This is a genomic window from Bradyrhizobium sp. JYMT SZCCT0428 (assembly GCF_018131075.1).
Classification (GTDB): domain Bacteria; phylum Pseudomonadota; class Alphaproteobacteria; order Rhizobiales; family Xanthobacteraceae; genus Bradyrhizobium.
Map to the genome: position 1 here is coordinate 219,193 of NZ_JAFCLS010000004.1, position 19,479 is coordinate 238,671.

Here is a 19,479-nt window from a genome sequence, read left to right on the forward strand (position 1 = left end):
ACGCGGGCGACCAAATGCAAAAAGCCCGGCCCCTTCAGGAGGCCGGGCTTTCATATTGTCATCCCGTTATGGATCAGGCCGCGCGCACCGAGTCGAGGAACTTGCCGACCTCTTGCTTGAGGCGGTTGCTGTCGCCCGACAGCGATTGCGCGGCGGAGAGAACCTGCGTGGAGGCGGAGCCGGTCTCGGAGGCGCCGCGCTGCACGTCGGTGATGTTGGAGGACACCTGCTGGGTGCCGTGGGCGGCCTGCTGCACGTTGCGGGAGATTTCCTGCGTCGCAGCACCCTGCTCTTCCACGGCCGCGGCAATGGTCGAGGAGATCTCCGACAGCTTTTCGATGGTGCCGCTGATTTCCTTGATCGCGTTCACGGAGTCCTGGGTCGCCGCCTGGATGCCGGTGATCTGCTGGCCGATCTCGCCGGTGGCCTTGGAGGTCTGCTCGGCCAGCGCCTTCACTTCCGACGCCACGACCGCGAAGCCACGGCCGGCATCGCCGGCGCGCGCCGCTTCGATGGTGGCGTTGAGCGCCAGGAGATTGGTCTGCTCGGCGATGGTGTTGATCAGTTCGACGACGTCGCCGATCCGGCTCGCCGCTTTCGACAATTGGCTGACGCGGTCGTTGGTGGTGCGGGCCTGGTCGACGGCCGCGGTGGCCATCCGCGCCGATTCCTGGACCTGACGGCTGATCTCGTTGACCGAGGAGGACAACTCTTCGGTCGCTGATGCCACCGACTGCACGTTGGTGGAGGCTTCCTCGGAAGCCGCGGCCACCATCGTGGTCAGTTCCTGGGCGCGCTCGGCGTTCGACGTCAGCGTGCCGGCGGAGGCTTCCAGTTCGCTCGAGGCCGACGACACGGTCTCGACGATCTCGCCGACCGCCGTCTCGAATGTATCGGCGAGCTTGATCATGTCGTCCTTGCGCTGCCGGGCGGCGATCTGGTCCTGCTTGATCTTGGCCTCGGCTTCGTCGCGGGCCTTCTGCTCGGCATTCTCTCTGATGATTGTGACCGTCTTGGCGAGGTCGCCGATTTCGTCGCCGCGCCTGGCGCCGGGAATCACGACGTCGAGGTTGCCGCCGGCCATCTCACCCAGCGCACCGTTCAGGCGCATCATCGGACGGGAGATCCCAAGGAAGGAAAACACCATCGATGCGAACAGCGCGATGATCACCACGATGCCCATCGCGAGGCTGACCTTGCTGGCCTGATCGGTCTCCGCGGCAGCTTCTTCCTTCGATGTGGCGTAGTTCTTTCTCGATGCATCGACCAGGCTATCCATCAGCGTGCCCGCCTCCTGGGCAAATTTGACGGTGCGGTTGGCGACAATGTCCGCCTTCAATTCCTCGAGCTTGACCGCTTCGTCATTGGCGGCCAGGAAGCGCTTGACGATCGAATCCAGCGAGCTGACCACCACCAGCAAATCGCGGTCGTCGGCCTCGCCCCGCAACAGGTTGAAATTGTTCTTGAGCGCGGCCTGGGTCTTCGCGATCTGGGCGATCAGGCTGACATCGCCGGTGGCACCCAGCCGCCACACCATGGCCCGCAGCGAGTTGACCTTGGCGTCGGCCATATGCAGCAGCTTTTCGATTTCGAGCTTGTTGTCGAGTTTGGCCATTGCGGGTGACGCCAATTGGGTCTCGATCGCCTTGGTCCATTCAGCCGAAATCGCCGAGCGCTTGTCGATCACCGCGAGGAGATTGAGCTGCGTCTTCGCCAGTTCATCGACGCCGGTCGTGTAGGAAGTCATCAGCGACTTGATTTTCTCCAGGCGCTGCTTGATGTCCGGTATCGTCGCAATCGCCTGCGCATCATCCAAAGCCTTGGATTCGGCGGCCTTGAATCGATTGAGGTCCGCTGCGTTCCTTTCGACGTCGGCGGCCTTTGTCGCCAGGCGGATGTTGCGCGCGGCAAGTTCGATCTGCCGTCCGTTCAGGTTAGCTGATATCGCGGCGTCGATGACCCGCTGCGAGCGATCGGCGCGGCTGTTTGCCGCCTCAATCGCCTGTTCCGACATCATCTGGTTGGCCACCATGCCACCCGCCAGCAATATGCCGACCGCGCCAGCCAGGCCCAGCTTATATCCGATGCGATTGAGCTTGATCATTGTCAGCGAACCCAAATTTCCCCAAAACGCGCAGTCGGCGATGGCAAAGCGGGAACCACCGAACAGTGCGCGCGCCGTAAAGATGGTGCTCTTGTAAACAAGACTGGTTAATTTTAGCTCAGTAGAGGCTACCGAGTAGCCCAACCGGATTTCGCTGCAGGGTTGCAGAACGCAAAAGCCCGGCCCCCTTGGGAGCCGGGCGCTTCGCCGGTGATCGGCCGGGTGTCAGGCTGCCCGGACCGAATCCAGGAACTTGCCGACTTCGAGCTTCAGGCGGTTGCTGTCGCCGGACAGCGACTGCGCCGCCGACAGCACCTGCGAGGAGGCCGAGCCGGTCTCGCTCGCGCCGCGCTGGACGTCGGTGATGTTGGCCGAGACCTGCTGGGTGCCTTGCGCCGCCTGCTGCACGTTGCGGGAGATTTCCTGCGTCGCGGCACCCTGCTCTTCCACCGCGGCGGCGATGGTCGACGAAATCTCCGACAGCCGCTCGATGGTGCCGCTGATTTCCTGGATTGCGGTGACCGACTCCTGGGTCGCGGCCTGGATGCCCGATATCTGCTGGCCGATCTCGCCGGTGGCTTTCGCGGTCTGCTCGGCCAGCGCCTTCACTTCCGACGCCACGAGGGCGAAGCCCCGGCCGGCTTCGCCGGCGCGCGCCGCTTCGATGGTGGCATTGAGCGCCAGCAAGTTGGTCTGGCCCGCGATGGTGCTGATGAGTTCGACGACGTCGCCGATCCGGCTCGCCGCCTTCGACAATTCGCTGACCCGGTCGTTGGTGACGCGGGCCTGGCCGACGGCGTCGGTCGCCATGCGCGCCGACTCCTGCACCTGACGGCTGATCTCGTTGACCGACGACGACAGTTCTTCGGTCGCCGACGCCACCGACTGCACGTTGGTGGAAGCTTCCTCGGAAGCCGCCGCCACCGCTGTCGTCAACGACTGCGAACGTTCGGCGGTCGCCGACAGCGTGCCGGCTGAGGCTTCGAGCTGCGTCGAAGCTGACGACACCGTCTGGACGATCTCGCCGATGACAGATTCGAAATTGCGGGTGATGCCGTCGACCCGGCGGCCGCGCTCGATCTTGGCTTCGGCGTCAAGCGCCGCGGCCTCGTCGGCGGCCTTCTTCGCGATCAGCGCCTGCTTGAACACCTGCAAGGTGTCTGCCATGGCACCGATCTCGGTCTTCTCGCCCTGATGCGGAACCTGCGCGCTGAGGTCGCCTTTGCCCAGCGCCTGCATCGGGGTGACGATGGAAGCGATGCCGCTCGAGACGTCGCGAACCAGATAGATGCTGACGGCAATGCCGACGATGACGGCGGCACCGAGGATCAGCGAGAGCATCATGAAGGCGGACGCGTAGCTGTCAGCCGCTTCCTGGGCCGCCTTGTCAGCGCCGGCGTTGTTGAGGTCAATGTCCTTGCGCAGGACGGCGTCGGCCTCGAGCCCGATCTTGTTGACGGTCTTCGAGTTCAATTCATGCGCCTCTGCTGGAAATTTGCCGGCGGCTGCGCGCGACAGCGCCATCACTTCCTGCGTAAGTCCCAGAGATCGGACCATTCCTTTGTACAGCGCACGCTCCTCCGGAGAGGTAATCAGAGGCTCGTAGAGGGCACGGATCTTGGTGTTGCTCTCGACCACGCTCGCCAAGGTCTTTTCCTGCGCCAACTTTCCTTCCAGCGCTCCGACCAGCATGTGCTCGCGGATCACGTTGCGGTAGGTGATGACGCCGGCGCGCAGGTCACCCAGTACGCGGACGCTCGGCATCCAGCTGGTCGCGATGTCGACGGTGCTGGCGTTGATGGCCCGCATGTTGCGGACCGCCAGCAGGCCCATGCCCGTCATCGCGACCAGCAGGAAGGCGACGACAGTAATGATTTTGGCGCGGATCGAGTACTTGGCAAGCATGGGTTAGAATCTCTTGGTTTTGGACGCGCGGAAGACGCGCCGGTTGCGACGGGCGGGTTAAGTCGATGCCCTTCACACCCAGCAGAATCTTATTCGTTCTCAGGTTGTGTTAATTTGGCGCACCGTAAAAATACGGTACGCTACAGAAGTCTCTGAGAAATGAATGGCGTAGGACGATCAGCGCATCAGCTTGAGCGCGTCGGAAAAGAATTCGGCGCCGCCGAAATTGCCCGATTTCAGTGCAAGCAGCATCTCGCCATTTTTCGCGCCCACCGCGCGCAGAACCGGCACCCCTGCAGCGATTTCTGCGCCAACGAGGAAGCCGGGAATTCCCAGGCGATCGACCACGGCGCCTGAAGTTTCACCACCTGCGACGACCAACCGGCGCACGCCCGACTGCACCAATCCGTCCGCGATATCGGCCATCGCCTGCTCGATGGCATGTCCAGCTGCATCGCGGCCATGCCGGGATTGCAGAGCTACGACCTGATCCGGCGTCGAGCTGCTCGCGATCAGAAGCGGGCCGTCACCGATTCGCTCCTTCGCCCACGCCAGCGCACGCCGCGCTTCATCGGGACCAGCGACGACGCGGTCGGGATCGAGATGAAGCACCGGCATCGCCTTTTCGGCATTGGCGATTTGCTGCAGCGTCGCCTGCGAACAACTGCCGGCCAGGCACGCAGCCGGTCCGCCGACCGGCGCATCGGCGCCAGCCTTGGTCACGTTGGATTTGACCTTGCCGGACGCGACCATCGCCCGCGCGAGGCCGAGCCCGATGCCGGAGGCGCCGACCGACAGTCGATGATCCAGCGCGACGTTGCCGATGGTTTCCAGATCGCGGTCGAACACCGCGTCGATCACGGCGGCGCCAATGCCTTTGCCGGCGAGATCGGCAAGGCGCGCGCGGACAGAAGCTTCCCCGCGCGCGAGCGTTGCAAGGTCGACCAGCCCGACTTTCGTCCGGCTCTGCCGCGCCAGCACCCGCACCAGATTGGAATCATGCATCGGGTTGAGCGGATGATCCTTCAGCGGGCTTTCGTTCAGCGGCACGGCGCCGACGAACAGATTGCCCTGATAGACGGTGCGGCCGGTTTCCGGAAAGGCCGGCGTCACCAGCACGATGGCATCGCCGGAATCACCGCGCAGCGCATCCATCACGGGACCGATATTGCCGGCGTCGGTGGAATCGAAGGTCGAGCAGATCTTGAACAGCACATGATCAGCGCCGCGGCCGCGCAGCCATTTCTCCGCCGACCGCGATCTGGTGACGGCCAGGCCCGCCTCGATCGAGCGGCTTTTGAGCGACACCACGACCGCGTCGACTTCCGGCAGCGCGAGATCGTCCGAGGGCACACCGATGGTCTGCACCGTGCGCAGGCCGCAGCGCGTCAGCGTGTTGGCGAGATCGGAGGCGCCGGTGTAGTCGTCGGCGATGCAGCCCAAAGACAATTTCACGATTTTGCTCCGGCGTAGGGTTTGAACCAGCCGAGGCCGTCGGTGGTGTTGCCGCGCGGGTTATATTCGCAGCCGACAAAGCCGCCATAGCCGAGCCGGTCGAGCTCAGCGAACAGGAACGGATAGTTCAGCTCCTCGCCGTCGGGTTCGTTGCGCGAGGGGATGCTGGCGATCTGGATATGGCCGATGATTGGCATCATCTCGCGCAGCCGCATGGTGACGTCGCCATGAATGATCTGACAGTGGTAGATGTCGAATTGCAGTTTCAGGTTCGGTATCTTCAGCTCGGTGATGAGATCGCGCGCGAACAGGAAGTCATTGAGGAAGTAACCCGGCACGTTGCGCGCATTGATCGGCTCGATCACCACGTCGAGGCCATGGGGCGCGAAGAATTCCGCCGCCCACGCCACCGATTTGTAGAACGCTTCCACTGCCTTGCGATCGCCGCGGTCGGCAATTCCCGCCATCAGATGCAGCCGCTTGACGCCGGTCGCCTGCGCGTAGGGCAGCGCCGTCTGCAGGCTGTTCTTGAGATCTTCAAAACGTTCCGGCAGCGCCGCGAATCCCTTTTCGCCGGCGTTCCAGTCGCCCGGCGGCAGGTTGAACAGCGCCTGCGTCAGGCCGGCGCCCTTGAGCCGCGAGCCGACTTCGTCGGCCGGATGCTCATAGGGAAACAGGAATTCCACGGCGGAGAATCCCGCTTTCGCGGCGGCGTCGAAGCGGTCGAGGAACGGGACCTCGTTGAACATCATCGTGAGATTGGCGGCAAAGCGGGGCATGTTCTGTCCTCTTGTGTGTCGCGATTACTCTTTGTCTTGACGCGTTTTCTTCATGCGAACCGGTATCCACTTCGCTAGAAAACGCTATGTTGGCTCGCCCGGCAGATGCGTGCCGGTGACGCGGGCATACATCCGCGCTACCGAGGCGTCGTCGTCGCGGCCCATGCCGGAGGCCGCCGTCATCAGGAACATCTGCAGCGCGGCGGCGGCGACCGGCACCGGGAATTTCGCCGTGCGCGCCATGTCCTGGATGATGCCGAGGTCTTTCACGAAAATCTCCACCGCGCTGCGCGGTGCGTAGTCGCCATCCAGCACATGCGGCATGCGGTTCTCGAACATCCAGGAATTGCCGGCGGAGGCCGTGATCACTTCATAGACTTTTTTGATGTCGAGACCCTGCTTGGCGGCAAACGTAATCGCTTCGGAGGCTGCGGCGATGTGCACGCCGGCCAATAGCTGGTTGATCATCTTGAACGCCGCGCCCTGCCCCGCGGCATCGCCGAGTTCATAGAGTTTGGCGGCCATCGCATCCAGCGCCGGGCGCGCCTTGGCGAACGCGGCCGCACTGCCCGAGGCCAGGATGGTGAGTTCGCCCTGCGCCGCGCGCTGCGCGCCGCCGGAGATCGGCGCGTCCAGATAAAGCCGCCCCGTGGCCTCCAGCTGTTTCGCCAGCCGCCGCGCCACATCGGGATCCATGGTGGCGGAAGAGATGAACACCGCGCCCTTGGCCAGGGTTTCCGCAACGCCGTCAGCGCCAAACAGGATGGTTTCGGTTTGCGCGGCATTGACGACGACGCTGACGACGATATCGGCCGCCTTGGCCGCTTCCGCCGGGGTCTTGGCGCCGTTACCGCCGTCGGCCACGAAGCGCGCGACGGACTCGGCCGAGACATCGCACCCGGTGACCTCGAACCCGGCGCGGCGCAGCGAGGTGGCCATGCCAAAGCCCATCGAGCCCAGGCCGATGACGGCGACGCGCGGTTTTACGGATTCTGGCATTGTGGCGTTCCCTTACGCTTTTGGGCCGCAGTCCCCAGCGGCTTTGCCTCTGGGTATCACGGCTTGGCCGCGCTGCCAAAGCGTGAGAAAAGGCCAGAGGAACAGGGTTTAATCCATGAGCGAAACCAGGATTCGCGAGGAAATCTGCCGCCTCGGCCGCTCGCTGTTCGAGCGCGGGCTGACGCCGGGCTCCTCGGGCAATATCAGCGTCAAGCTCGACGATGGCGGCTGGCTGGTGACCCCGACCAACGCCTCGCTCGGCTCGCTCGATCCTGACAGGCTGTCGCGGTTAGGGCCCGACGGCAAACTGGTCTCCGGCGACGCCCCGACCAAGGAAGTGCCGCTGCACGCCGCCCTCTATCAGACCCGCAGCGCCGCGCGCGCGGTGGTGCATCTGCACTCGACCCATTCGGTGGCGCTGTCGATGCTGCCGGAGATCGATCCCCGCGCAGCATTGCCGCCGATGACGCCCTATTACCTGATGAAATGCGGCCAGACCGCGCTGGTGCCATATTTCCGGCCCGGCGATCCCGCGGTGGCGGACGCCATCAAGGGGCTTGCCGGCAAATATTCTTCCGTGCTGCTCGCCAACCACGGCCCGGTGGTATCCGGCGACACGCTGGAAGCCGCGGTTTTCGCGATCGAGGAACTGGAAGAAACGGCGAAATTGTATCTGCTGCTGCGCGGGCTGAACCCGCGGTATTTGTCGCCGGAACAGGTGGCGGATTTGACAAAAACGTTTGGGCTTACGCTGCCGGACCACAATCACTGATATTCGTGGAGGACGCACATGTTCAAGTTCACTGGTTTCGCCTTCGGAGCTCTGTTCTTGATTGGCCTGTCGGATTCGACAGCGCTGGCGCAAGAGACGGTGCAGAGCATGCTGGCTGCACAGATCCGCACGCAGGGCTTCACCTGCGACAAGGCGCTCGGCGCAAAAAAGGACGCCAAGCGCTCGAAGGCGGACCGCGAGGTGTGGGTTCTCAGGTGCAGCAACGCGACCTACCGCGTGGGCCGCGCGCCGGACATGGCAGCGAAGGTCGAGGTCATTCGGTAGCTGCGTAGGGTGGGTTAGGCGAAGCCGTAACCCACCACTTTTGTCGAGAGCGAGCTGTGGATTACGCCTTCGGCTAGTTCACCCTACAAACTCTACAATCCCAGATACGCCTTCCTTACATCCGGATTGGTCCGGATCTCCGCCGCGCTGCCCTGCATCAGCACGCGGCCGGTTTGCAGGATGTAGGCGCGGTCGGCGATTTCGAGGCACTCGGCCATGCGCTGTTCGACGATCAGGACGGTCATGCCGGTGTCGCGGATGCGTTTCACCGCCTGGAAGATTTCATCGACCAGTTTCGGCATGATGCCTTGCGAGGGCTCGTCAAGCATCAAGAGCCGCGGCCGCGTCATCAGTGCGCGGCCGATCGCCAGCATCTGCTGCTCGCCGCCGGACAGCGTTTCGGCGCGCTGATCCAGCCGCTCCGACAGCCGCGGGAACAGCTTGAACACCAGATCCAGCGGCGCTTCGCGGTCGGCTTCGCCGCGATAGAGGTAGCTGCCAAGCCGCAGATTGTCGCGCACCGAGAGCCGCGGAAACAACCGGCGGTTTTCCGGCACATAGGCGATGCCGCGCGAGGTGATGACATGCTGCGCCAGGCAATCGATCCGCTCGCCGTCGAAGGTGACGGTGCCGGAACGCGGACGCTCGGCGCCGGCGACCGATTTCAGCAGCGTCGACTTGCCGGCCCCGTTGGCGCCGGCGACGCAGACGACTTCGCCCCTGGCAACCTCGATCGTGACAGCCGAGATCGCGACCAGCCCCTGATAGGCGGTGGTGACTTCATGCACCGACAGCATGACGATCCCCCAAATAGGCGGTGATGACTTTCGGATCGCGAACGACGTCGTTTGGCTTGCCCTCGACCAGCACCTTGCCGAGATCGAGCACGATGGCGCGGTCGACCAGCGGCATCACGATTTCCATGACGTGCTCGACCATCAGAATGGTAACGCCGGTATCGCGCACCTTGCGCACCAGTTCGACGCCAGTCTGGGCCTCGAGCGGGGTCAGACCGGTCAGGCATTCGTCGAGCAGCAGCAGTTTCGGTTCGGTTGCCAGTGCGCGCGCCACCTCGAGGCGGCGCTTTTCCGACGGCACCAGGTCGCTGGCGAGCACATTGGCACGCCCGGCCAGGCCACAAAAATCCAGAACCTCATTGGCTTTCTGCCGCGCCACACGCATCACGGTGTTTCTAACCAGCGCGCCGACGATGACGTTGTCGATCACCGTCATGGTCTCGAAGCTTTTCACGACCTGAAAAGTCCGGGCGACGCCGCGCGCGCAGCGCTCGGCTGCCGGCAGCGAGGTGACGTCTTCGCCGTCGAACCAGATCGAGCCCTGGGTGGGCGGCAGCACGCCCGCGATCAGATTGAACAGCGTCGATTTGCCGGCGCCGTTCGGCCCGATCAGGCCGACGATTTCGCCGCGCTCGACCGAGATCGAGACGTCGCTGTTGGCGACGAGGCCGCCAAAACGCTGCCAGACGCCGCGGGTTTCCAGCAAGGGCGTGCTCATCGCGTCGCCTCCTTGCGCTTGGGTGCGAACAGCGAGACCAGGCCTTGCGGCCGCGCCAGCGAGATCGCGATGATCAGGCCGCCATAGACGATCAGGTCGACGCCGCGGCCGGAACCGCCGGCATAGGACCGCGTCAATTCCGTGACCGGAATCAGGATGACGGCCCCCAGCATCGGCCCCCACAGCGTGCCGATGCCACCCAGCACCGCGGGCAGCGCCATCAGCAGCGAGATGTGAAAGCCCATGATGCTTTCGGGATCGATATAGGAGACGAACTGCGCATAGAAGCTGCCGCCGACCGCGACCAGAAACGCCGACACCGCGGCTGCGCCCATCTTGGAATTGAACACCACGACACCAAGGCTTTCAGCGGCATCCGGATTGTCCTTCACCGCGCGCCACCAATAGCCCCATTTGGAATCCTCCAGCCACCAGGTGACGAACCAGGCGACGCAGGCCAGCGCGAGCGCAAAGTAGAAATACGGCAGCTTGCTGCGCGCGAACTGGAATTTGAGCCAGCTGTCGCCGCGCACGGGAATCTCGATGCCCAGTGCCGCGCCCGCCCAATCCCAGTTGTGGAACAGCAGGAGCCCGATCTCGGCAATGACGATGGTGGCGATCGCGAAGTAATGCCCGCGCAGGCGGAAGCAGGGATAGCCCAGCCCCATCGCGATGAGAGCCGATATCAGGCCGCCGCCGAGCATACCGAACCACGGCAGGACGCCGAACTTGGTGAACAGCAGCGTCGTGGTGTAGGCGCCAATCCCGAAATACAGCGCGTGACCGAGCGAGATCTGTCCGCAATAGCCGGAGAGGATGTTCCAGCTCTGCGACAGCGCCGCCCACATCAGCGTCAGCACCATAATGTTCTGGACGTAGGAGTCCTTGACGAACAGCGGCACCACGGCCGCGATGGCGGCGAGGCAGAATGCGACGATCAGGTCGCGGCGACGGCGTTTTGCGAAATCCGTATCCATCACATCGATCCGAACAGGCCGCGCGGCCGCACGAACACGACCAGGAGATAAACCGCGTAGATGCCGACCGACTTCAATGACGGCGGCAGGAGAAGCGCGGTGGAGGCTTCGACCAGGCCGACGATGATGCCGCCGGCAAAGGCGCCGAACACGCTGCCGAAGCCGCCGAGCGCCACCGTGACGTAGGCAATCAGCGCAAACGACGCGCCGACGTCGGGATAGATGTAGAAGAAGATCGACATGATGGCGCCGGCGAGACCGACCAGCGCCGCACCGAGCCCCCAGCCCAGCGCGAACACGCGATTCTTGTCGATACCAACCAGCGCCACCGCGCCGGCGTCCTCGCGGGTGGCTTCGAGCGCACGGCCGAAGTCAGTTCGGTTGATGAAGTAATAGAGCCCACCGAAGGCCAGCATCGCCACCGCCGCGCCGATCAGTTGCGGCTGCGGCAGGAAGATGCCGCCGATCGAGACGGTTTTGCCGCCGAACCAGGAATGGGTGACGCTGCGGTAATCCGGCGTGAAGAAGAACTGCGCCACGCCGCGCATCACGATCGCAAGCCCGAAGGTGGAGAAGATCTGCACCATGCCGGCATTGGCCTTTGCCCTGACCGCGAAGCGTACAATCAGGAGATAGACCACGGCGCCAAAGACGAACAACGCCGCCGCGACCAGCGGCGCCGCCAGCAATGGATCGATCGCGAAGAACGCGAACAGGAAGAACGACGCGTACATCGCGATCATCAGGAATTCGCCATGGGCGAAATTCACGACGTCCATCAGGCCGAAGATCAGCGCGAGGCCGACCGCAATCAGCCCGTAGAGCAGCCCCATCAACAGGCCGCTCGCCAGGCTCTGGATAATCGTCTCGGCTGTCACAGGTGTACCCCCGTCTCACGTCGTCCCTGCGAACGCAGGGACCCATAACCACTGGATTCGCATTTGAAAGAAGGACGTGAGGCCACGATGAAACCGATGCTCCTGAGCGTATGGGTCCCTGCGTTCGCAGGGACGACGCAGCACTTGTGATACATCCCCAAGAAACGATGACTTACTTCATCGGCCAGACGGCCTCGGCGACCGCGCCTTGCGGCGGGGAGATGGTGACGAACTTGCCGCCGATATACTGCAGCAGCACCGGATCGGCGTCGTTGTTCTGGCCCAACTCGTCGAACTTGACGCGCTTCCACGGCATGATGGTCTGCTCGCCCGGGATTTCGGTCGCGGCCAGCGCGGCGCGGATCTTTTCACCGTCGGTCGACTTGGCGCGATTGATGGCGTCCGCCAGCACGATCAGGCCCATGAACTCGCGCGACGTGTTGTCGTTCAGGTCCTTGCCCGACTTCGCCTTGAACAAATCGTTGATCTTGCCGACCATCGGCCGCTTGGCCGCGAGATCGAGCGAGAAACTGCCGCGGGTGATAACGCCCTCGAGCTTGTCGCCAACCGCGTCGTACAGCGCCTTCTCGGAAAAGCCCGCGGCCTGCGCCACGATGGCTTTCGGCTTGTAGCCGAGCTCGGCCATGGTCTTGACCAGCATGATGCCGTCGGTGGTGTAGCTCGAGGGCATCAGCACGTCGGCATTCGCCGACTTGAGCTGCTGGACCTCGGCCGACAACGACGGCGAATTGGAGCGGTACTTGATGTCGGCAACGATCTTGTAGCCGCGCTCATTGGCAAGCTTGATCTGCGCGTTCGCGGAGTCGGTTCCGAAGATCGTGTCCTCGTGGAACAGGGCCAGCGTCTCGATCTTGGTGCCCTTCTTCTTCAAGGCGTCGTAGAAGTCGAACATCGCCTTGGTGAACATTTCGTCGTGGGGCGCGGCGCGGAAGAAGAATTTCAGGCCACGGGTATGCAGGCTCGGCGACGAGTTGTCAGCCGAGACAAACGGGGTCTGATAGCGCTCGCAGATCTGGCTGATGGTGACCGCCACCGAGCTCTGGTAGCTGCCGATGATGGCGCAGACTTTCTCCTGCGTGATCAGGCGCTCGGCTTCGGCACGACCCTTCTGGGGATCGCCCTGATGGTCGGCGAACACGAGGCGAATCTTGGCGCCGCCGAGTCCAGGCAGTCCGGCATCCTTGGCCAGCGGCAGCTCGAAATCATGCTTGTTGTTGATAATGTCGGTGGCGGTGACATAGGCGTGCTGCGCGTCGACGCCGATCTGCGCATTGGCGCCGGACATCGGATAGGTGACACCGATCACCACTTCGGACGTTTGCGCGCGGGCCGCGATCGGCGCGAGAGCGGCGGCAGCGGTGGCTCCAAGCAATACATTGCGGCGCGTGATCGTCATTGCAAATCCCCTTTTGAACGGCTGACATCGATGAAGCGGTTGGCGGTTACGGTAAAGCCTCAATGATCGGCACGAGTTGCATCAAAGCACGGCAAGCGCCTTGTTCTGCAAATCGGTCACCAGCATCAATCCGGGCGCGTGCGTGATCGCAAACGGCAGTTTGGCCGCCGCGATTACCGATTGCGGCGTCACGCCGCAAGCCCAGAACACCGGAATCTCGTCGTCCCCGACCGGCACCGCATCGCCGTAGTCGGGCTTGTTGATATCGGCGATCCCGATCGAATGCGGATGACCGAGATGAACCGGCGCGCCGTGCACCGAAGGAAAGCGCGACGTGATCTGCACCGCGCGGATCGCATCCGCCGGTTTGAACGGCCGCATCGACACCACCATTGGACCTGCGAACGGGCCCGCCGCGCCGCAGGCGATGTTGGTGCGGTACATCGGCACGCGCAGCTTGCGCTCGATGTGGCGGATCGGCAGGCCGTCCGCCAGCAACGCTTCCTCGAATGAATAGGAGCATCCGATCACGAACGCCACCAGGTCGTCGCGCCAGTGCGACGTAATGTCGGTCGGCTCTTCGACCACTTCGCCGTCGCGCCAGACGCGATAGCGCGGCAGGTCGGTGCGGATGTCGAGGTCGAGGCCGAGCGAGGGAATTCTGAAGTCGCCGACATCGGACATGCCGATGATCGGGCACGGTTTGGGGTTGAGCTGGCAGAACCGGTGAAACGCGGCCGCCAGCTTTTCCGGCAGGATCACCAGATTGCCCTGCACGAAGCCGTTGGCGACGCCGGCCGTGGTGGCGGCCATGCCGGTACGGCAGGCATGCCGGGCGGCGACGCTGGGCGATAAATTCGCCGTATCAAGACCGGGTCGTTCCGTCTTTGCCAAGCTGGTCATCGTTGCAACAGCTCCAATCGGGTCGACATCTACTCCCGCATATGGCTATGATAATGTCTAATCGTGATTTTTAATCAAGATCGATAAAATAAATTTATCGACATGCGGGCAGAGGGTGCATGGTTGATTTCAAGGCAATTGAGACCTTCATGTGGGTGGTGACGCTCGGCAGTTTCCGCGGTGCTGCGCACAAGCTCAACACCACCCAGCCCGCCATCTCGCAGCGGATCGCCCAGCTCGAACGCGAGGTGGGCGTGAGATTGCTCCAGCGCGAGCGCCGAATGGTGATGCCGACACCGAGCGGCCGGCAATTACTGGTCTATGCCGAGAAACTGATCGGGCTGCGCTCGGAAATGCTCGCCGTGGTCGGCGACCACTCGGCGATGCGCGGCGTGCTGCGGCTCGGCGTCGCCGAGACCATCGTCCACACCTTCCTGACGCAGCTGATCAAGAGCGTCAATCACACCTATCCCAACCTCTCGCTCGAGATCGAAGTCGACATCACCTCGAATTTGCGCAACCGGCTGTTGGCGCAGGAGATCGAACTGGCGTTCCTGCTCGGACCGGTGACGGGGCCGACCATCAGCAACCGGGTGCTGTGCGACTATTCGGTCGGATTCCTTGCCAGTCCCGCGCTCGGGCTCGGCAAGGAACGGCTGTCGGTGCATGACCTCGCCAAATTTCCCATCATCACCTTTCCGCGCAAGACGCCGCCTTACGAAATCGTCCGCTCGCTGTTCAACCGGCCCGACCTGCCGCCGATGCGCCTGCACGCCAGCGCCTCGCTGGGTACGGTCAAGCATATGGCGATCGAAGGCCTTGGCATTGCGGTGATTCCGACGGCGATCGTCGAAAGCGAAATCGCGGATGGAAGGCTGCAATTGCTGTCGACCAACCTGCAGATGCCGCTGTTGACGTTTTCGGCGAGCTGGCTGGCTTCTCCGGACACCATCGCGGTCGAGCGGGTGGCTGAACTGGCGGCCTCGCTCGCGCAGGGCGGCGTCGTTGTTGACGCGCCGCTGCAGGCGCGTCATTGAAGCGGATCGGGTGAGCATCAATCAAGACCGGAATGGCTGAATGACCAAGATCGCATCCAACCTGCAAATCGATTCCGCCCGGCTGTGGGACACCATTCACGAAACCGCCAAATTCGGCGCAACGCCGAAAGGCGGCGTGAGGCGGCTGACGCTCGGACCTGAGGACAAGCAGGTCCGCGACTGGTTCCGGAAAGCCTGCGAAGCCGCCGGCCTCGAGTGTCACGTCGATGCGCTCGGCTCGATGTTCGGCCTGCGCAAGGGGCGCGACATGTCGAAGGCGCCGATCGGGGTCGGTTCCCACCTCGACACCCAGCCAACCGGCGGCAAGTTCGACGGCATACTCGGCACGCTCGCCGCGCTTGAAGTGGTTCGCACCCTCAACGATGCCGGTATCGAGACCGAGACACCGATCTGCATCTGCAACTGGACCAATGAGGAAGGCTCGCGTTTTGCGCCGGCGATGATGGCGTCGGCCGCCTATGTCGGTGATTTCACCACCGACGACATTCTGTCGCGGAAGGATGCCGAAGGCGTCACGGTGGCGGAGGCGCTGGACAGCATCGGCTATCGCGGCGAGAGCCCGGTCGGCCGGCAGAAATTCTCCAGCTTCGTCGAACTGCATATCGAGCAAGGCCCGATCCTCGAAGCGGAGAACAAGACCATCGGCGTGGTCGATTCCGGCCAGGGCGTGCTGTGGTACGACGGCAAGATCACCGGGTTCGAAAGCCATGCCGGCTCGACGCCGATGCCGCTGCGGCGCGACGCACTGGCGACGCTTTCGGAAATCGTGCTGGCGATGGAAGCTACCGCCAGGAAGCACGGCCCGAAGGCGGTCGGTACCATCGGCGAGGCTGTGATCGCCAACCCCTCGCGCAACGTCATTCCCGGCGAGATCGCCTTTACGATGGATTGCCGCAGCGCGGACGCCGCGATCATGGACGCGCTGGACAGGGATTTGCGCACGGCGATTGCGGAGATCGCGGTCCGGCGCAAGGTCGACGTCAAGCTCGATCTGGTCTGGCGCAAGCCGCCGACCCATTTCGATCCGAAACTCGTCGACGCCGTCGAGAACGCCGCCACGGCACTCGGCTATTCGCATCGTCGCATCACCTCCGGCGCTGGCCACGACGCCTGCAACCTCAACACGGTAATGCCGGCGGCGATGGTGTTCGTGCCCTGCAAGGACGGTATCAGCCACAACGAACTGGAAGACGCCACGCAGGCCGATTGCACGGCCGGCGCCAACGTCCTGATGCATACCGTGCTGGCGCTTGCCGGCGTCGCGTCATAAAATAATCAAAACCGGAGGGACTGCCGTGCGCGGTGTTTTTGTCGATGCCAATGAATCGCTGGCCGTGATCTTCGAGCGGCTGCAAAAACCCGGTGATCCCGAGGTCCGCATCAACAGGGATCCCGACATCACCTCGGATCAGTATCCGGCCCTGCTCGACGGTGCTGAAATCGCCGTCGTCGATCACACCGCGCTGCCGACCGAGATTGCGAAGAAGTGCACCGGCCTGAAGCACGTGGTGTTCCTCGGCACCGGCGCGCGCAGCTACATGAATCCGGAAGAGCTTAGCCAGCTCGGCATCGAAGTGCACCTGATCAAGGGCTATGGCGATACGGCGGTGGCCGAATGCGCCATCGCGCTGATGTGGGAAGGCGCGCGCGGCCTCGCCAGCATGGATCGCGGGATCCGCGCCGGCAACTGGCTGCGCGATGACGCCATGCAACTGACCGGCAAGACGCTGGGACTGATCGGCTACGGCGGCATCGCCGCCGAAGTCGCGCGCATCGCGCTCGGCAGCGGCATGCGCGTGATCGCCTGGAACCGGTCGCCCAAGAAGCATCCGAAGGTCGAGTTCGTCGAACTCGATGAGCTCCTGACCGAGAGCGACGTCATCTCGATCCACCTGCTGCTCAACGACGAGACGCGCGGGATGGTTTCGCGTGCCTGTATCGAGGCGATGAAGCTCGGCGTCATCCTCGTCAACACCGCGCGCGGCGCCATCGTCGATGAGGAAGCGATGATCGAAGCCCTGAAATCAGGCCAGATCCGCCATGCCGGCCTCGACGTCTTCAACATCGAGCCGCTGCCGGCGGATCATCCCTTGACCAAGCTGCCCAACGTCACGTTGTCGGCGCATTCCGCGTTCCGCACGCCGGAGGCGAGCGAGAATCTGATCCGGGCGGCGCTGGAGCACTGCCGGCGGATCGCGAAGGGGAAGTAGGTATCTCGTCGTCCCGGCGAACGCCGGGACCCATACCGCGTTGTGCTATCGGCTGAAGCAAGGTGGCGGACACCTGCCACAAAGACAACGGTCGCGGCGTATGGGTCCCGGCTCAAGGCCGGGACGACGATCGAGTTCGTAATCTCGCGCCCTACTCCACCATATCCGCGACCGCCTTGCCGCAAGCGGTCGTGTCGGCGTTGCCGCCGAGGTCGCGGGTGCGCAGCGTGCGTTCGCCGAGCGTGCGCTCGATGGCGCCGACGATCGATTGCGCCGCTTCCTTCTCGCCGAGATGCTCCAGCATCATCGCGCCCGACCAGATCATGCCGATCGGATTGGCGATGCCCTGCCCGGCAATGTCGGGCGCCGAGCCGTGCACCGGCTCGAACACCGACGGGAAATTTCCTTCCGGATTGATATTGCCCGACGGCGCGATGCCGATCGTGCCGGTGCAGGCCGGGCCGAGATCGGAGAGGATGTCGCCGAACAGATTGGAGCCGACCACGACGTCGAACCAGTCCGGATGCAGCACGAAATTCGCGGTGAGAATATCGATGTGGTACTTGTCCCACTCCACCTTCGGATAGTTCTTCGCCATCGCCTCCACGCGCTCGTCCCAATAGGGCATCGTGATCGAGATGCCGTTGGATTTGGTCGCCGAGGTCAGGTGCTGCTTCGGGCGTGACGCCGCAAGATCGAATGCGAATTTGAGAATGCGATCGACGCCGACGCGCGTCATCACGGTCTGCTGGGTGACGAATTCACGATCGGTATCGGGGAACATGCGCCCGCCGACGGAAGAATATTCGCCCTCGGTATTTTCGCGCACCACCCAGAAATCGATATCGCCGGGCTTGCGGTTCGCGAGCGGCGACGGCACGCCGGGCATCAGGCGCACCGGGCGCAAATTGACGTACTGGTCGAACTCCCGGCGGAATTTGATCAGCGAGCCCCACAACGAAATGTGATCGGGGATTTTTGCAGGCCAGCCGACCGCGCCGAAATAGATCGCGTCGTGCTTGCCGATCCGGGCCTTCCAGTCCTCCGGCATCATCTCGCCGTGCTTTTCGTAATAGTCCCAGGAGGCGAAGTCGAAATGGTCGAAATGCACGGCCACGCCGTGCTTTTTCGCGGCCGCCTCAAGAACGCGCAGGCCCTCCGGCACCACTTCCTTGCCGATGCCGTCGCCGGGAATGACCGCGATCCGATAGGTTTTTTTGCTCATCCTTGAAATCCTTGGGTGGCTTGCTCTTTGGGTCGTGCGCCATGCCCCAGACACGGCCTGTTGATGGCCTTGCAATGGACCAAACGGCGCGCGGGTGCAACGCTGCAGTGCAATGTTGACCGCTGATGGGCCGACCGCCTACCAATTTCGTCGACCACTCCCCCGATACCTCATGAAGCGAGAATTCCCATGGATCTGCATTTGCGCGGCAAGCGCGTCCTGATCACCGGCGCCTCCAAGGGCATTGGCGCCGCCGCGGCCGAAGCTTTCGCCGAGGAAGGCTGCGACATCAGGCTGGCAGCCCGCAACGGCGAACAATTGAAGGCGCTGGCCGATCGCCTGCGTTCGGCCCACCAGATCGATGCCTCGGTGCATGTCGTCGATCTGCGCAACCCGGCCGACATCGAGAAACTGGTGAAAGATACGACGGATATCGATATCCTCGTCAACAATGCGGGCGATATCCCGGGCGGCTCGATCGACAAGATCGACGAGGCCACATGGCGTCACGCCTGGGAACTGAAAGTGTTCGGCTACATCAACCTGACCCGCGCGGTCTACGCGCAGATGAAGGCGCGCGGCCACGGCGTCATCGTCAACGACATCGGTGCGGCCGGTGAAAAATTCGACGCCAATTACATCTGCGGCAGCGCCGGCAATGCCGCGCTGATGGCGTTCACGCGTGCATTAGGCGGCAAGAGCCTCGCCGACAACATCCGCGTGGTCGGCATCAATCCCGGCCCCGTCGGCACCGACCGCCACGTCACGCTGCTGAAGACCCGCGCGAAAAACCAGTTCGGCGATGAGAACCGCTACAAGGAATTCCAGAAGGGCCTGCCGCTCGGCCGCCCTGCGCATGCGCGCGAGATCGGCGACCTGATGGCGTTTTTGGCCTCGGACCGTTCGGGGTACACGTCGGGCGTGATTTATACGGTGGATGGCGGGATCAGTGCGGGGTGGGGTTAGGTCTCCCCTGCACAACCGTCATTGCGAGGAG

The 19,479-nt window shown here is 63.4% G+C and carries 18 protein-coding genes; 6 read left to right on the forward strand and 12 right to left on the reverse strand.

Features of this window, described 5'->3' with window-relative positions; genetic code table 11:
• Positions 1–73: 73 nt before the first annotated feature.
• The 5 genes from JQ575_RS06010 to ltnD all read right to left on the reverse strand — a co-directional run bounded on the left by JQ575_RS06010 (position 74) and on the right by ltnD (position 7,242).
• Positions 74–2,101 (reverse strand): methyl-accepting chemotaxis protein, encoded by a 2,028-nt coding sequence (locus JQ575_RS06010; protein ID WP_212032401.1) that lies wholly within the window; start codon positions 2,099–2,101, stop codon positions 74–76.
• A gap of 228 nt (positions 2,102–2,329) precedes the next feature.
• Positions 2,330–4,009, reverse strand: a complete 1,680-nt coding sequence (locus JQ575_RS06015) for a methyl-accepting chemotaxis protein (protein WP_212032318.1) — start codon at positions 4,007–4,009, stop codon at positions 2,330–2,332.
• Positions 4,010–4,186: 177 nt separating this feature from the next.
• Positions 4,187–5,464: a 3-oxo-tetronate kinase gene (gene otnK / locus JQ575_RS06020; protein WP_212032319.1), complete on the reverse strand. Its 1,278-nt coding sequence runs from the start codon at positions 5,462–5,464 to the stop codon at positions 4,187–4,189.
• Complete coding sequence (otnI, locus tag JQ575_RS06025; RefSeq protein ID WP_212032320.1) at positions 5,461–6,243, reverse strand: 2-oxo-tetronate isomerase; 783 nt, start codon at positions 6,241–6,243, stop codon at positions 5,461–5,463. Before otnI ends, otnK begins: the two co-directional genes overlap by 4 nt.
• An 84-nt stretch (positions 6,244–6,327) precedes the next feature.
• Entirely contained in the window at positions 6,328–7,242 is a 915-nt protein-coding gene (ltnD, locus tag JQ575_RS06030; protein ID WP_212032321.1) for an L-threonate dehydrogenase, read from the reverse strand.
• 115 nt (positions 7,243–7,357) lie between these two features.
• Between ltnD and JQ575_RS06035 the strand changes: the two genes are divergently transcribed.
• Both JQ575_RS06035 and JQ575_RS06040 read left to right on the forward strand, forming a co-directional pair.
• Positions 7,358–8,014, forward strand: coding sequence for an aldolase (locus tag JQ575_RS06035; RefSeq protein WP_212032322.1), 657 nt, complete (start codon positions 7,358–7,360; stop codon positions 8,012–8,014).
• A gap of 18 nt (positions 8,015–8,032) precedes the next feature.
• Positions 8,033–8,299, forward strand: a complete 267-nt coding sequence (locus JQ575_RS06040) for a hypothetical protein (RefSeq protein ID WP_212032323.1) — start codon at positions 8,033–8,035, stop codon at positions 8,297–8,299.
• A 92-nt stretch (positions 8,300–8,391) separates the two neighbouring features.
• Here the strand turns inward: JQ575_RS06040 and JQ575_RS06045 are convergent, their stop codons facing one another.
• The 6 genes from JQ575_RS06045 to JQ575_RS06070 form a co-directional block, all read right to left on the reverse strand.
• Positions 8,392–9,096: an ABC transporter ATP-binding protein gene (locus JQ575_RS06045; protein WP_212032324.1), complete on the reverse strand. Its 705-nt coding sequence runs from the start codon at positions 9,094–9,096 to the stop codon at positions 8,392–8,394.
• Entirely contained in the window at positions 9,080–9,814 is a 735-nt protein-coding gene (locus JQ575_RS06050) for an ABC transporter ATP-binding protein (RefSeq protein ID WP_212032325.1), read from the reverse strand. The genes JQ575_RS06045 and JQ575_RS06050 overlap by 17 nt, the downstream gene beginning before the upstream one ends.
• Entirely contained in the window at positions 9,811–10,791 is a 981-nt protein-coding gene (locus tag JQ575_RS06055; RefSeq protein ID WP_192737285.1) for a branched-chain amino acid ABC transporter permease, read from the reverse strand. The genes JQ575_RS06050 and JQ575_RS06055 overlap by 4 nt, the downstream gene beginning before the upstream one ends.
• Complete coding sequence (locus JQ575_RS06060; RefSeq protein ID WP_192737284.1) at positions 10,791–11,669, reverse strand: branched-chain amino acid ABC transporter permease; 879 nt, start codon at positions 11,667–11,669, stop codon at positions 10,791–10,793. Before JQ575_RS06060 ends, JQ575_RS06055 begins: the two co-directional genes overlap by 1 nt.
• Positions 11,670–11,841: 172 nt before the next feature.
• Entirely contained in the window at positions 11,842–13,086 is a 1,245-nt protein-coding gene (locus tag JQ575_RS06065) for an ABC transporter substrate-binding protein (RefSeq protein WP_212032326.1), read from the reverse strand.
• 81 nt (positions 13,087–13,167) lie between these two features.
• The gene (locus JQ575_RS06070) at positions 13,168–13,989 is read right to left on the reverse strand and encodes a putative hydro-lyase (protein WP_212032327.1); all 822 of its coding nucleotides are present in this window, start codon (positions 13,987–13,989) and stop codon (positions 13,168–13,170) included.
• 119 nt (positions 13,990–14,108) lie between these two features.
• On the opposite strand from JQ575_RS06070, the gene JQ575_RS06075 reads away from it, so the two are divergent.
• The 3 genes from JQ575_RS06075 to JQ575_RS06085 are packed head-to-tail and all read left to right on the forward strand — an operon-like array spanning position 14,109 to position 17,257.
• Positions 14,109–15,026 (forward strand): LysR family transcriptional regulator, encoded by a 918-nt coding sequence (locus JQ575_RS06075; RefSeq protein WP_212032328.1) that lies wholly within the window; start codon positions 14,109–14,111, stop codon positions 15,024–15,026.
• Between the two features lie 40 nt (positions 15,027–15,066).
• Positions 15,067–16,317: a Zn-dependent hydrolase gene (locus tag JQ575_RS06080; protein ID WP_212032329.1), complete on the forward strand. Its 1,251-nt coding sequence runs from the start codon at positions 15,067–15,069 to the stop codon at positions 16,315–16,317.
• Positions 16,318–16,342: 25 nt separating this feature from the next.
• Positions 16,343–17,257 (forward strand): NAD(P)-dependent oxidoreductase, encoded by a 915-nt coding sequence (locus JQ575_RS06085; protein ID WP_212032330.1) that lies wholly within the window; start codon positions 16,343–16,345, stop codon positions 17,255–17,257.
• Positions 17,258–17,408: 151 nt separating this feature from the next.
• Here the strand turns inward: JQ575_RS06085 and JQ575_RS06090 are convergent, their stop codons facing one another.
• On the reverse strand, positions 17,409–18,482 hold the full coding sequence (locus tag JQ575_RS06090) for a tartrate dehydrogenase (RefSeq protein WP_212032331.1): 1,074 nt from the start codon (positions 18,480–18,482) through the stop codon (positions 17,409–17,411).
• A gap of 189 nt (positions 18,483–18,671) precedes the next feature.
• On the opposite strand from JQ575_RS06090, the gene JQ575_RS06095 reads away from it, so the two are divergent.
• The gene (locus JQ575_RS06095) at positions 18,672–19,448 is read left to right on the forward strand and encodes an SDR family oxidoreductase (RefSeq protein WP_212032332.1); all 777 of its coding nucleotides are present in this window, start codon (positions 18,672–18,674) and stop codon (positions 19,446–19,448) included.
• Positions 19,449–19,479: the final 31 nt, after the last annotated feature.

Coding starts and splice junctions, on each gene's coding strand:
- JQ575_RS06015 (WP_212032318.1), bottom strand. CDS start 4,009: ATGCTTGCCAAGTACTCGATCCGCGCCAAAATCATTACTGTCGTCGCC.
- otnI (WP_212032320.1), bottom strand. CDS start 6,243: ATGCCCCGCTTTGCCGCCAATCTCACGATGATGTTCAACGAGGTCCCG.
- ltnD (WP_212032321.1), bottom strand. CDS start 7,242: ATGCCAGAATCCGTAAAACCGCGCGTCGCCGTCATCGGCCTGGGCTCG.
- JQ575_RS06035 (WP_212032322.1), top strand. CDS start 7,358: ATGAGCGAAACCAGGATTCGCGAGGAAATCTGCCGCCTCGGCCGCTCG.
- JQ575_RS06040 (WP_212032323.1), top strand. CDS start 8,033: ATGTTCAAGTTCACTGGTTTCGCCTTCGGAGCTCTGTTCTTGATTGGC.
- JQ575_RS06045 (WP_212032324.1), bottom strand. CDS start 9,096: ATGCTGTCGGTGCATGAAGTCACCACCGCCTATCAGGGGCTGGTCGCG.
- JQ575_RS06050 (WP_212032325.1), bottom strand. CDS start 9,814: ATGAGCACGCCCTTGCTGGAAACCCGCGGCGTCTGGCAGCGTTTTGGC.
- JQ575_RS06055 (WP_192737285.1), bottom strand. CDS start 10,791: ATGGATACGGATTTCGCAAAACGCCGTCGCCGCGACCTGATCGTCGCA.
- JQ575_RS06065 (WP_212032326.1), bottom strand. CDS start 13,086: ATGACGATCACGCGCCGCAATGTATTGCTTGGAGCCACCGCTGCCGCC.
- JQ575_RS06070 (WP_212032327.1), bottom strand. CDS start 13,989: ATGACCAGCTTGGCAAAGACGGAACGACCCGGTCTTGATACGGCGAAT.
- JQ575_RS06075 (WP_212032328.1), top strand. CDS start 14,109: ATGGTTGATTTCAAGGCAATTGAGACCTTCATGTGGGTGGTGACGCTC.
- JQ575_RS06080 (WP_212032329.1), top strand. CDS start 15,067: ATGACCAAGATCGCATCCAACCTGCAAATCGATTCCGCCCGGCTGTGG.
- JQ575_RS06090 (WP_212032331.1), bottom strand. CDS start 18,482: ATGAGCAAAAAAACCTATCGGATCGCGGTCATTCCCGGCGACGGCATC.
- JQ575_RS06095 (WP_212032332.1), top strand. CDS start 18,672: ATGGATCTGCATTTGCGCGGCAAGCGCGTCCTGATCACCGGCGCCTCC.